This window comes from Mesorhizobium sp. RCAM 05099, assembly GCF_059683685.1.
In genome coordinates, this window is sequence record NZ_CM185035.1 from 4,432,930 (window position 1) to 4,445,209 (window position 12,280).

General features: G+C 62.1%; 11 protein-coding genes. 3 read left to right on the top strand and 8 right to left on the bottom strand.

Annotated elements, in window-relative coordinates:
* Positions 1–2: 2 nt before the first annotated feature.
* The 5 genes from AC56QQ_RS22025 to AC56QQ_RS22045 form a co-directional block, all read right to left on the bottom strand.
* Entirely contained in the window at positions 3–482 is a 480-nt protein-coding gene (locus tag AC56QQ_RS22025; RefSeq protein WP_497123354.1) for a DUF3828 domain-containing protein, read from the bottom strand.
* A gap of 179 nt (positions 483–661) precedes the next feature.
* Positions 662–1,771, bottom strand: a complete 1,110-nt coding sequence (locus AC56QQ_RS22030; RefSeq protein WP_497123355.1) for a mandelate racemase/muconate lactonizing enzyme family protein — start codon at positions 1,769–1,771, stop codon at positions 662–664.
* Positions 1,772–1,870: 99 nt separating this feature from the next.
* A complete protein-coding gene (locus AC56QQ_RS22035) occupies positions 1,871–2,563 on the bottom strand; it encodes a corrinoid protein (protein WP_497123356.1) in 693 nt (230 codons plus the stop codon).
* A gap of 95 nt (positions 2,564–2,658) precedes the next feature.
* Positions 2,659–4,308 carry an ABC transporter substrate-binding protein gene (locus AC56QQ_RS22040; protein ID WP_497123357.1) on the bottom strand — a complete coding sequence of 550 codons (1,650 nt, stop codon included), beginning with the start codon at positions 4,306–4,308 and terminating at the stop codon, positions 2,659–2,661.
* Positions 4,309–4,340: 32 nt separating this feature from the next.
* On the bottom strand, positions 4,341–5,891 hold the full coding sequence (locus AC56QQ_RS22045; RefSeq protein WP_497123358.1) for a trimethylamine methyltransferase family protein: 1,551 nt from the start codon (positions 5,889–5,891) through the stop codon (positions 4,341–4,343).
* 92 nt (positions 5,892–5,983) lie between these two features.
* On the opposite strand from AC56QQ_RS22045, the gene AC56QQ_RS22050 reads away from it, so the two are divergent.
* Positions 5,984–6,886 (top strand): LysR substrate-binding domain-containing protein, encoded by a 903-nt coding sequence (locus AC56QQ_RS22050; protein ID WP_256749812.1) that lies wholly within the window; start codon positions 5,984–5,986, stop codon positions 6,884–6,886.
* A 73-nt stretch (positions 6,887–6,959) separates the two neighbouring features.
* On the top strand, positions 6,960–8,849 hold the full coding sequence (mutL, locus tag AC56QQ_RS22055) for a DNA mismatch repair endonuclease MutL (RefSeq protein WP_497123359.1): 1,890 nt from the start codon (positions 6,960–6,962) through the stop codon (positions 8,847–8,849).
* A gap of 32 nt (positions 8,850–8,881) precedes the next feature.
* On the opposite strand, the gene AC56QQ_RS22060 is transcribed toward mutL, so the two are convergent.
* Both AC56QQ_RS22060 and AC56QQ_RS22065 read right to left on the bottom strand, forming a co-directional pair.
* Positions 8,882–9,643 carry a hypothetical protein gene (locus AC56QQ_RS22060; RefSeq protein WP_497123360.1) on the bottom strand — a complete coding sequence of 254 codons (762 nt, stop codon included), beginning with the start codon at positions 9,641–9,643 and terminating at the stop codon, positions 8,882–8,884.
* 117 nt (positions 9,644–9,760) lie between these two features.
* Positions 9,761–10,654, bottom strand: a complete 894-nt coding sequence (locus AC56QQ_RS22065; protein ID WP_497123361.1) for a DMT family transporter — start codon at positions 10,652–10,654, stop codon at positions 9,761–9,763.
* Positions 10,655–10,744: 90 nt separating this feature from the next.
* On the opposite strand from AC56QQ_RS22065, the gene AC56QQ_RS22070 reads away from it, so the two are divergent.
* Complete coding sequence (locus AC56QQ_RS22070) at positions 10,745–11,671, top strand: LysR substrate-binding domain-containing protein (RefSeq protein WP_497123362.1); 927 nt, start codon at positions 10,745–10,747, stop codon at positions 11,669–11,671.
* Here the strand turns inward: AC56QQ_RS22070 and AC56QQ_RS22075 are convergent.
* Positions 11,668–12,258 (bottom strand): hypothetical protein, encoded by a 591-nt coding sequence (locus AC56QQ_RS22075; protein WP_497123363.1) that lies wholly within the window; start codon positions 12,256–12,258, stop codon positions 11,668–11,670. The two genes, AC56QQ_RS22070 and AC56QQ_RS22075, sit on opposite strands and share 4 nt — an antisense overlap.
* Positions 12,259–12,280: the final 22 nt, after the last annotated feature.

Genomic DNA, 12,280 nt, shown 5'->3' on the forward strand with positions numbered 1-12,280 from the left:
CATCACTCCGGTGTCTGGCTGGCCAAGCATTCCAGCGCGCTGAGCTTCCAGTCGCTGGTCTTCGAGGCGATGTCCGATATCTTCCACTTGCCGTCGATCTTCTTGAGCGACCAGACCATCTCACGTTTGGAGTCATCGCCTTCCGAGAAAAGGCTGAAGGACGCTGTAACCTCGGCGTTGTCACCATCTCGCTTCTCGGACAATTTCAGGGTTTTCGATACAGATTTCTGATCGAAATCCTGTGCGTCGAGACCCGGATCGAAATCGATGCAGGCGACCTCGTCCGGGTGCTTTTTCGTTGCCTGGTCGTTCAGCTCGAACAATTTCGTCACCGGCTCGGTGAACCGATCCCGGTATTGTTCGTCTGCCTCGAACTTGACGGCCGGCACATAGAAGAATTTCACGGCGTCGGACGCCGGGCCGGCGAAGGCGGCCGCCGGCAAGGCTGTCGAAAGGACGGCAACGAGCACTGTCAGTCTCATGCAGAATCTCCGGCTTTTGATGGCTTGAGGCTATCAATACCACGCATCCTGCATATCGGCTTTTTTGCGGCTCATGAAGTCCCGGGGCGCCAACCTTTGGTGCCCCGCCAGATGTTCTGGAGGTTCGCAATTGCCGACGATACTGGCCAGATACAATCGCCGCGAACGTCACAGGATCCTCAACCTCCGAAAATCGCGACCGGCGCTTTGAGTCGAGAGCGCTCAGGTTTGACACCAAGCCCTGGCATCTGGGGGACGCGTATATGCCCGTTTTCGATGACGATGGGATTTACGGGATCGGTATGACCTTCGATGTATTCCTGCGCGATCCAGGCGCCCTCAAAGCGTCTCGGCTCGACGGTAGCGGCCAAGTGGACGCATGCCGCGGCGATGACGTCCCCACCCCAGGCATCGTCGCAGCTGTGCGGAAGAGATCGTATCGCACACATGTCGCGGACCGTGACCATCTTGGTAAGGCCGCCCAGGCGTGTCACCTTCAATCCGAATCCGTCCGCGATACCTGAAGACACTGCCCGCAGGACGGCGTTCAAATCCTCGGTGTTCTCGTCGAGGTAGACCGGGTGGGTAATGCGTCCCTTGAGGCTCGCGACTTCCTCCATGGTGTTGCAAGGCTGTTCGAATACGAACGGGATTGCCTGGCAAAGCCGGTCGATGTGCAGCGCCGCCGCGGCGGTGAGGCCACGATTGGCATCGACGGCTATCCGGGCCCTGAAGCCAACCGCTTCCCATACCTTGTGCACGGTGGCGACGTCTTGTTCGAGATCCCGTCCGCCTATCTTGATCTGGAGTCGTGGGTATCCGGCCTTGACCTTGTCGACGGCAACACGCGCGGTCTCGTCCGGTGCACCGACAATAGTCGAGTAGTAAGAGGGCACACGATCGGTGAGCGCACCGCCCAGAAGTGTTGAAACGGGAACGCCTAGCCGCTGGCCGGCGAGATCGAGGAGAGCTATGTCCAAGGCCGCCTTGGCGTAGTTGTGACCATTCAACCGCTCGTCGATTCTTTGCGCGAGGCGGCGCATGGACGTAGTGTCCTCACCAACGAGCCCAGGCGCTATTTCAGCAATTGCCGCTCTCGCTCCCAGGGCATGTTGGGGCTGATAAACAGGGCCGACCGGGCAAGTCTCACCCCAGCCTGACAGCCCGTCCTCGGTGGTCACTTCAACGAGCGTGCTGTCCAGATCCTGCACTGTATCGCTAGCCATCCGGTAGGCCCCGCCTTTGACAGGCAGAAGCATTTGATAGACTTTGATCGACTCGATACGCATACGGACCTCAGGCCCCTTCGAGCCAAGCGATTCTGGCCATCTTGCCGTCCCCGTGCATTAAGGCATTCTCGGTCGCGAACCTGGATCGAACTGCTGTGCTCAAGCCCGCAAATTGTGCTTGCGCTTCATGAAGTCCTTGGCGGTTTCGACCGCCACCGCGGCATCGCGACAATAGGCGTCGGCGCCGACGGCCTTGCCGAATTCCTCGTTCAGCGGCGCGCCGCCGACCAGCACGACATAGTCGTCGCGGATGCCCTTTTCCTTCATCGTGTCGATGACGACCTTCATGTAGGGCATGGTCGTGGTCAGCAGAGCCGACATGCCGATGATGTCGGGCTGATGCTGCTCGATCGCATCGAGATATTTTTCGACCGCATTGTTGATGCCGAGGTCGATGACGTCGAAGCCGGCGCCTTCCATCATCATGCCGACGAGGTTCTTGCCGATGTCGTGGATGTCGCCCTTGACGGTGCCGATCACCATCTTGCCCTGCTTGGGCGCGCCGGTGGCGGCCAGCAGCGGGCGCAGGATGAACATGCCGGCCTTCATGGCATTGGCCGAAAGCAGCACTTCCGGCACGAACAGGATGCCGTCGCGAAAATCCTCGCCGACGATGCGCATGCCTTCAACCAGCGCCTCGGTCAGCACCTTGTAGGGCACCCAGCCGCGATCGAGCAGGATCTGCGTGCCTTCCTCGATCTCCTCCTTCAGCCCGTCATAAAGATCGTCGTGCATCTGCTGCACCAACTCATCGTCGGAAAGTTCGGAAAGGATGATCTCGTCGTCGGACATTTTGCCTGCCAATTGCCTGTCAGTGATTTACGGGCCGCCGGCACCTTATTGTAATAGGTGCCGGCGGCGGTTGCTTGCAAATCTCGGGAGCCAAATCAGGCGTCGAGCCAGACGTTCTGGAAGTCCATTTCGTAGGTCTGGTGCATCCCGTAGTTCTTCACCTTCTTGCTCATGTGGCAGTAGAGCTTCTGCCAGAACGGCTGGATGATGACGCCGGAATCCTGCAGGATCTGCTCGACGTCCTTCATGACCTCCTTGCGCTTGGCAGGATCCGCCAACGAAAGCGCCTGCTTCAGCTTGGCGTCGAAATCCGGGTTGGCATAGGCCGTTTCGTTCCAGGCCTCACCCGAGCGATAGCCGAGCGCCAGCACCTGGACGCCGAGCGGCCGCATGTACCAGATGGTCATCGAGTACGGATACTTCGTCCAGTCGTTCCAGAAGGTCGAGCCCGGCAGCACCGTACGCTTCACCTTGATGCCGGCATCGCGCAATTGGCCGGCGATCGCATCGCCGGTGTTCTTCTGCCATTCGTCCTCGACGGTGATCAGCTCGTGCTCGAAGTCGGCTTGCCCGGCATCCGCCATCAGCTTCTTGGCCGCGGCGGCATCGCGTGTCTTCTTGGGCAGCGGATAGTATTCGGGATGGATCGGGGCGACGTGGTGGTTCTCGCCGACCGTGCCGAGCCCCGCGTAGCCGAGCTGCATCACGGCATTGTTGTCCACGGCCATCTGCAGCGCATTGCGCACCCGCTGATCGTCATAGGGCTTGTGGGTGATGTTGGTGCGGGCAACGAGCGTGGTCGCCGTCGCGACCTCCGATTTCACCAGATCCATCTTATCAAGGGCGTCGATGAAATCGGCCGGTGTTTCGAAATCGAGGTCGATCTCACCGGATTCGAAGGCATTCAAAGTGGCGTTGAAGTCGGTACCGTAGTCGATGAACTCGACAGCGTCGAGCGGCGTTTCACCACCCCACCACTTCCCATTCTCGCGACGCTTGACGACCGCCTTCGAACCCACTGCATAGGACACCAACTCGAAAGGTCCGGTACCGATTGGCTTCTTGAGCGGGTCGGCGCCATCCTTGTCGAAGTCGCGATGCACGACCAGCGCCGGATAGTCGGTGAAGCCCGGTATGATCGCGATGTCGGGTTCGGACAGCTTCAGCTTGACCGTGAGGTCGTCGACCTTGGTGATGGCGCCATCCTTCGCCTTGCCGGTCTTTGTGTCGATCAGCGCGCCGACGCGTGCGGCCATGGAATTACCGGAAGCACCCTTCTCGCACCAGCGGTTCAGATTGGAGACCACGTCATCGGCGCTGAAGGCATCGCCATTGTTCCAGGTGATGCCTTTGCGCAGATGCAGTGTGTATTCGGTGGCGTCGTCATTGACGTCCCAGCTTTCGAGCAGGACCGGCTCGAAGGTGAACTGGTGCGTGTAGCGGACGAGCGGCTCCAGCCAACAACGGGTGACGTTTGCCATCTCGGTCCAGTCATAGGTGCGCGGATCCTTCTGTGCCTTTACCGACATCGCGACATGAAGCGTTCCACCCTTTTTCGGTTCGTCGGCCAGGGCTTTTGTCGGCGCGGCAAGGCCGATCATGCCATAGGCGAAAGCCGTCGAGGCGCCGAAGGCACTGGCCAGCGCCAGGAATTCGCGCCGGTCCATGCGGCCTGCACGCGTCTCTTTCGCCATAGCCTCGATAGCGCCCGGCACGCGGTCGCCATTGCTTCTGAAGAATGTCATTTTTTTTCCTCCCTTTTGTTCCCGTTACGTCTTTAACTGACGCTGTCCGGCAGCCGCTCCTCGCGGCGCGCGATGAAATCTGTCAGGCCATCGGCGATGCCCTCATCGAGCTTCGGCTCTTCATAATCCGCGAGCATGTTGCGCGCTTTTTCGCGGCCGCGGGTGTCGTGGTCCTTTGCGCCTTCAGCCTTCCATTGTTCGAACGAGTTGAAGTCCATGATGGAGGGCATGAAGAAGGCCGACTCGAAATGTTCGAGCGTGTGCTGGGTGCCGAGGAAATGGCCCTGCGGCCCCACCTCCCGGATCGCCGCCATGGCCTCTTTGAAATCGTCGAATGGCAGCCCGCCCGCATATTTGTACCAGCCGACAAGCTGTTCGCAGTCCGTCGCGAATTTTGAATAGCCGCAGGTCAGGCCGGCCTCGAGCCACCCGGCGGAGTGCCAGATATAGTTGGCGCCGGACAGGATGGCGGCATGCATCAGCATGTTCGACTCGTAGCCGGCCTGGGCGTCATTCAGCTTCGAGCCGACATGGAAGCCCGAAGTGCGCCACGGCAGCCGGTATTTCCGTGCCAGTGCTCCCATCAGATACATCATTTGGGCCGCCTCCGGCGTGCCACCCATCGGAGCACCGGTTTTCATATCCACGGTCACCATGAACTGGCCGTAGAGCTGCGGAGACCCGGGACGCAGCAGCTGTGTGAACGCGACGCCCGCCAGCGCCTCGGCATTGACCTGCGCGACCGCTCCCACGGCGGAGGCCGAAGTCGAGGCGCCGCACAGCGCAAAGGGCGCCAGGATGAGCGGCTGGTTGTGGCGGGCATAGACCTTCATCGCGTCCAGCATGGTGGCGTCCCACACCAGCGGTGAATTGCAGTTGGTGATCGACACCAGCACCGGATTGTCTCGGACATAGTCATCGCCGAACACGATGCCCGCCATCGCCATCGTGTCTTCGGCTCGCTCCTTGGACGTCACGATGCCCATGAACGGCTTGTCGGAGTGTTTCAGCGCTGAATGGATGATGTGGAGGTGACGCTTCGGCACCGCAATTTCCATCGGCTCGCAAATGACCGAGCTCGACGAGTGCAGCGCCGGCGACATGTAGGAAAGCTTGTGGAAGTTCTGAAGGTCGGCGAGCGTGCCGTAGCGCCTGTTGTTGTCGAGGTCGCGCACGTAAGGGGCGCCATACATCGGCACGAAGATCGAGTTGTTGCCGCCTACCCGCACCGAACGCTGTGGATTCCTCGCATTGAGCGTGAATTCCGAGGGGACCTTCGATACGAGCTCCATCAGGAGGGCACGGTCGATCCGGACTCTGGTGTCCGAGACATCGGCTCCCGCCGCCTTCCACAGTGCAATCGCCTCGTCGTCGCGGAACTCGCATCCCACCTCTTCGAGGATCGAAAGCGATTCCTGATGGATAAGCTCCACCGCCTCATCCGGGACCATCTCATACACAGGGATCTTGCGGACCAGGGTCGGAAACGACGCCATGGGGATTCCCCGCAGCACTTTGCGTCCCAGGCGGCCACCAGCTCTACGGTTGGCAGGTTCGGTCACTTCAACGGCCGGTGCGTTCATGGAAACTCCATCCTCCCAGAGCCCGCCAATTTAGCGAGACAAAATACAGCTGTGACGCTGGAAAATCCTGATCGCTTGTATAAGCTGAGCTTATGCGAAGCCTGCGCCACCTGCTGCCCTCCGCCGGCAGCCTGATCGTCTTCGAGGCGGCCGGACGACTGTCGAGCTTCACCGCCGCCGGGCGCGAGCTCGGCATGACGCAGGCGGCCGTGTCCTACGCCGTGCGCGGGTTGGAGGAGCAGCTCGGTGCCAAGCTCTTCCAGCGCCGCCACCGCCAGGTCATCCTGACGGAGGCCGGCGAGCGCTTTCACGCCGACGTCTCGCTCGGGCTATCGCATATCCGCAAGTCGGCGGAGGATCTGCGCCTGCAGGCGACCGGCGGCCATGTCACGCTGGCCGCCTCGACCGCCTTTGGCTCGTTTTGGATGATGCCGCGCCTGCAGCAATTCCGCGACGAACTGCCTGGCGTCGATCTACGCATCCAGACCGCCGACCGCGACCTCGACATCATCGCCGAGGGCATTCCGCTCGGCGTGCGCGGCGGCGTGCCGCGCGACTGGCCGGACTATCATTCGCTGTCTCTCTCCGACGAGGAGATCTTCCCGGTCGCAGGCCCCAACTATCTGGCGAAGTTTGGGCTGCCGAAGACCGTCGAGGAACTGGCAACGCACCGACTCATCCATCTCGAGGAGCCCTACCGCGAGGCCCCGAACTGGGACGAATGGTTCGCGTCCGCAGGAACCAGCCTCCGTAATGCCGAGCGCGGCTTGCGCATCAATGACTATGCGTTGGTGATTCAGGCGGTCATGGAGGGACAAGGCATCTCGCTCGGCTGGCGGCATCTGGTCGAGCGTCTCGTGGCATCAGGACTGCTGGTGCCGGTGACGGATCATGTGCTGAGGACCGGCATCGGATTCTACGTCATCTGGCCGAAGAACCGCGAGCTCAGCGACAATGCGCGCAAGGTAAGGGATTGGCTGGTGGCGCAGGCATAGGTCGTTTTCACTGATCCACCGCCAGCGCAATTCTGCCCCTCCCGCGCGGCCCGAATCCGCCTATAGTGTTCGCATGCCCATACGCCAGCTTTCCGAAACGATGATCAACCAGATCGCCGCCGGCGAAGTCATCGAGCGTCCGGCAAGCGTGGTCAAGGAACTGGTCGAGAACGCGCTCGATGCCGGAGCATCCCGGGTCGAGATCGTCACAGCCGGCGGCGGGCTGAATTTGATCCGCGTCACCGATGACGGCTCCGGCATCGCCGAGCAGGAGCTGGCGCTGGCCATTGCCCGCCACTGTACCTCCAAGCTTACCGAAGACATTCACGACATCCGCTCGCTCGGCTTCCGCGGCGAAGCGCTGCCGTCGATCGGCTCGGTGTCGCGGCTGTCGATCCGTTCACGCACTGCTTCGGGCGACAGTGCCGCCGAGATCGGCATCGAGGGTGGTCGCGTTTCGGCCGTCAGGCCGGCGGCGGCCAATCGCGGCACCACGGTCGAGGTGCGCGACCTGTTCTTCGCCACGCCCGCCCGGCTCAAATTCATGAAGGGCGAGCGCGCCGAAAGCTCGGCCACCAGCGACGTGGTCAAGCGCATCGCCATCGCTTTCCCCGCCGTGCGGTTCACGCTGGCAGGTTCGGATCGCTCGACGCTGGAATTGCCGGCGACCGACGGCAGTCCAGAAGGCAGCTTGCGCCGCGTCGCCCAGGTGATGGGCGCCGATTTTCCGGACAATTCGATTGCCATCGACGCGATGCGCGAAGGCGTGCATCTGACAGGGCATGTCTCGATCCCGTCCTTCACCCGCGCCAACGCGCTGCAGCAATATGCCTATGTCAATGGCCGGCCGGTGCGCGACAAGCTGATCGCCGGCGCCATTCGCGGCGCCTTCGCCGACGTGCTGCCGCGCGACCGTCATGCGGTGACGGTGCTGTTCCTGACGCTCGATCCGGCCATCGTCGACGTCAATGTCCATCCGGCCAAGGCCGATGTGCGTTTTCGCGATCCCGGACTGGTGCGCGGGCTGATCGTAGGTTCGATCCGCCAGGCACTGGTCGATGCCGGCATCCGTGCCGCCACCACGGGCGCTGCCGGCATGATGGCGGCGTTCCGGCCAGGTGCCGCATCCTACGGCCACGGCGGCCCGGCAAACGGCCATCGCAGCTACGAAGCCGCGTATCGCGCCTCCGGCTCGGCCGGCTTCGACCCTTCGCGCTCGCCGCAGCGGCCGCTCGACATGCAATTCGAAGGCTCGGGCTTCGAGCGCGCCACTGCAAGGAATGGCGGCTTTGCTGAGCCTGACCAGCCGGCATTCGATGCCGGAGAGCTTGCCAGCGCCGATGCGCGCGCCGGACAGAGCGAAGCGGCCGAGACATTGCTTGGCGCGGTGCTCGGAGCGGCCCGTGCCCAGGTGCATGAGAATTACATCGTTGCCCAGACCAGGGATTCGCTCATCATCGTCGACCAGCATGCGGCGCATGAGCGGCTGGTTTACGAAGCGCTGAAGAACGCGCTGCATTCGCGACCGGTCCCCTCGCAGATGCTGCTCCTGCCTGAGATCATCGACCTGCCGGAAGAGGATGCCGAGCGGCTCGCAATGCATTCGGAAACACTGGCCCGCTTCGGCCTCGGCATCGAGCGCTTCGGCCCAGGCGCCGTCGCGGTGCGCGAGACGCCATCCATGCTCGGCGAGACCAATGTCCAGCAATTGGTGCGCGACCTCGCCGACGAGATCGCCGACAACGACACCGTCGACACGCTCAGGGAAAGGCTCGACAAGATCGCCGCCACCATGGCCTGCCACGGTTCGGTGCGCTCCGGACGGCTGCTCAAGGCCGAGGAGATGAACGCGCTGCTGCGCCAGATGGAGGCGACGCCCGGTTCCGGCACCTGCAACCATGGCCGCCCTACCTATATCGAGCTCAAGCTCGCCGATATTGAGCGGCTGTTCGGCCGGCGGTAGTTGTGCCTGTCCAATGCAGGGGAGGTACCTGGTCAATTAACCAGCTGATGATACTTCATTGTTCTGGCAGAGAAAACATAGTCCTGCGTATAGCCGCTGCTTCCGCCAGCAAAATTTACTGAAATAATATCGAAGTTTCTTTCCCTCTGTTTTTGAACGTTCATATAGATGGGCGTCATCAGCATCCCGGCATTGCAATCATCGCCACGGAACTCAATCTCCTGAACGACCTTCTTTTTCTTTTTGTTAATGACCTGCAGCTTCGTCATGCAGGCGAGAAAGCCCGCCTTCTCATAAACCCCGGCAAATCTGTGGGTGGCTGTCTGCGTCCAAAAGGGAATCTCGACGGTTCCGTCAATCTCCGCCTTGCCGGTATTATCGAGGCTTGCGACCTTCTTTAAGGTGATCGGCATTCTGTCCGGGCCCTTGCTCCAGGTCCCTGTTGCACCGCTCTTGCCAATGTCGAGAGAAAACGGGCATCCGGTGGTATCGACGGGCGTTCTGGATCCTATGACCAGCACCCGGTCCAGTTCCTTGTCGTCGGCAATCTCGCAGAGTACGAGCGCGGTGCCGTTGAGCTTGCCGTACACCGCTATGGGGCTCTGCTTGGCGTCGTAGAAGTAACTTCCCTCGACCGTTATGCCGCTGCCGAAACTGTCATACGTCTGAAGCGAGACATGAACGGGTTGAGAGCCGATCGTCCCTTGGTAATTTTCCACGTGGTACCAACCCGCGGAGGCGTTTCCGCCTAGCAGCAGCACGCAAAAAATAGCGAATATGAACCGTCTTGCCATCCCGACCCCGCCGCGCTTTGCAAAAGCGCCTCACCATAGCCGCGCGCCTGGCGCATGTCTGTATCACAGCGGGGCGGGCCGACATTTTGAGTCCGGAAACGGCTCCAGCCTTTTGTTCTATCGCTTCAAATTCACCACGATGACGCCACCCAGCGCCAGTGCGCCGCCAAGCATGCCGAGCAGCGTCGGCACTTCGCCCAGCCAGAAGAAGCCGATCAGGGCAGACATGGGCGAAACCAGATAGAGGAAGTTGGAGGCTCGTGCGGCCGGCAGACGCGATAGCGCGGTTGCCCAGGCGGCATAGGCGATCAGGCTGGGCACGATGCCAAGAAAGATGACGGCGCCGAGACCGGCGGTGTTGGCGACCGCTGCCTGCGCAAAACCGCTTGGCAGAAAGGGCGACAGACAAAGTGCGCCGAGCACCATGTTGGAGGCCGAGACGGTCAGCGGGTGGTGACGGGCAAACAGCGGTTTCTGGACGATGGTGTTGACGGCCGAGCAGAGCGCGGAGCCAAGCACCAGCAGCGCACCGGCATTGAAATGCAGGCCCTGCCCGTCTGCCATGGCGATGACGCCGATGCCAGCGAAGGATATCACCGTGCCAGCCCAGGCCCACCTGGAGAAGCGTTCACCGAGCAGAGCCATCGCCATGATGGCGGTGAAGATCGGACTGACGTTGATGATGAAGCCGGCCGCACCGGCCGAGACAGTCAGTTCGCCGAAATTGAGCATGACGGTGTAGAGCGCGACGAAAATTGCCCCGCCAAAGACGAGGCGCCACAACTCGTCGAGCCTGGGCAGCACCGGGCGCTTGACGGCGAGGAAGATCGCCGCCGGCACTGCGGCGATGGCAAAGCGCAATGCGCCGAGTTCCAGCGGTCCAAAGGCGGCCAGGCCAGCGCGGATCGCCGGAAAGGCGGACGCCCAGCCAACCACCGTCAGCGCCACCGCGATGGCCGCCGTGGTGTCCATCCGTTGTGTCGGATTCAACGTGCTGGTCATTACGCTCATCTGACTGCCCTCACGTTCCTGCCTGTAAAATGCAGAAAACGCCTTTTCGACCTGCTTGACAAACGACCAAATCGAGGATCACCTGTGACTATGGATCACAGCTCAGACACGATGTTGCCGCTCGAAACCTTGCGAGCCTTCGACGCGGCGGCACGCACTGGCAGTTTTTCGGCGGCGGCCGAAAAGCTCAACATCACCCATGGCGCCATCAGCCGGCAGATCGCCAAGCTCGAGGACTGGCTTGGGCTCAAGGTGTTCGATCGCGGTGCGCGCGGCGTCTCGCTGACGATCGAGGGCAACAGGCTGCACCTGCGCACGGCCGAAGCCTTCGCGCTGATATCGAGTCATTCCGACCGCTGGGTCGAGCCACGCGGCACCGCCGTGGTGCGGCTGACCTCGATCCCCTCGGTGAGCGGCCTGTGGCTGATGCCGCGCATGGCGGCGCTGGAGAACAATCCCTCGAAGCTGCGCATCGTGCTCGATGTCGATATACGCCAGGCCGACCTTGCCGACGAAGGCATCGACCTGTCGATCCGCTGTGGGCGCGGCGGCATTCCGGGCCGCGTCTCGGTGCAGCTTTTCGAGGAACATGTCTTCCCCGTCGCCTCGCCGGAACTTGCGCGCGAGATCGGGCATGGCGACCCTGCCCGGTTGCTCAAATTTCCACTGATCAACGATTCCGACGCTTCGGCCTGGCGCGCCTGGTTCGCCGCGCAAGGCATGGATTACCGCCCGCGCCCGCAGGACCGTCGCTTCGAGGACTACAATCTGGTGCTTGACGCCGCCGCCCATGGGCTCGGCATAGCACTGGCGCGGCCGCCCCTGACCGGGCATCAATTGAAATCAGGCCGTATCACCGCCGTCGACGAGCGCACAGCGCTCAATCCGGTGTCCTACTGGCTCGACCGGCCGATAGGGCGGCCACGTACCGCCGCTGCCGATCTCGCCCGCCGCATCGCGGCCGAGGCCGGACTGACGCCGGGGAGGATCGAGGCGTTCATCGAAGCCGAGAGCTAGCCGAGGATCCTTATCGCCAGACCGAAGGCCGCTGCTGCCAGCAATCCTGTCGTTGCCGAAACAAAGGCGATTTTCAGCAGTAGGCGCTCGTGATTTGGCGGCGGCGCGGCGTGGGCCCGGTTGGGCGGCTTGCTCGGCCCCGCCGATACATCGGGGATGGCTCCGTTGCGTGACACGGGGACCTGTGGCGCAACAAAAGCCAGCAACGATAGCGCCACAGTTCCGGCGGGCGCGGTATCATTGGCCGTTGCCAAAGGCGGCAATGCACCTCGCTGTGCTTCGGCTTCGGGCACCGCTTTTCTCGCGACGACCGGCGCCGGCGCCACCATTTCGTTCGACTCGACCGCCGCCAGATAGGCCTCGACAATCCCAGCCGAAGCGATCTGCTGCGATTTGGCGGCCATCGGCACCACCGGCAAAGCCAACAGTGCCGGTGCTGTCTGTTGCGCAAGCAGAGACGGAGCCGGCGGCTGGACCAGCGCCTTGACCAGCGCCGTCCTGACCGGATCGGCCTTTGGCTGCGGGACAGTCTGCGGCGTCATCGCTTGCCTGAGCAAGGCGGCAAGACGAGCAGAAGAAATGTCCATTCTGTCCCCACGATAGCCGTTT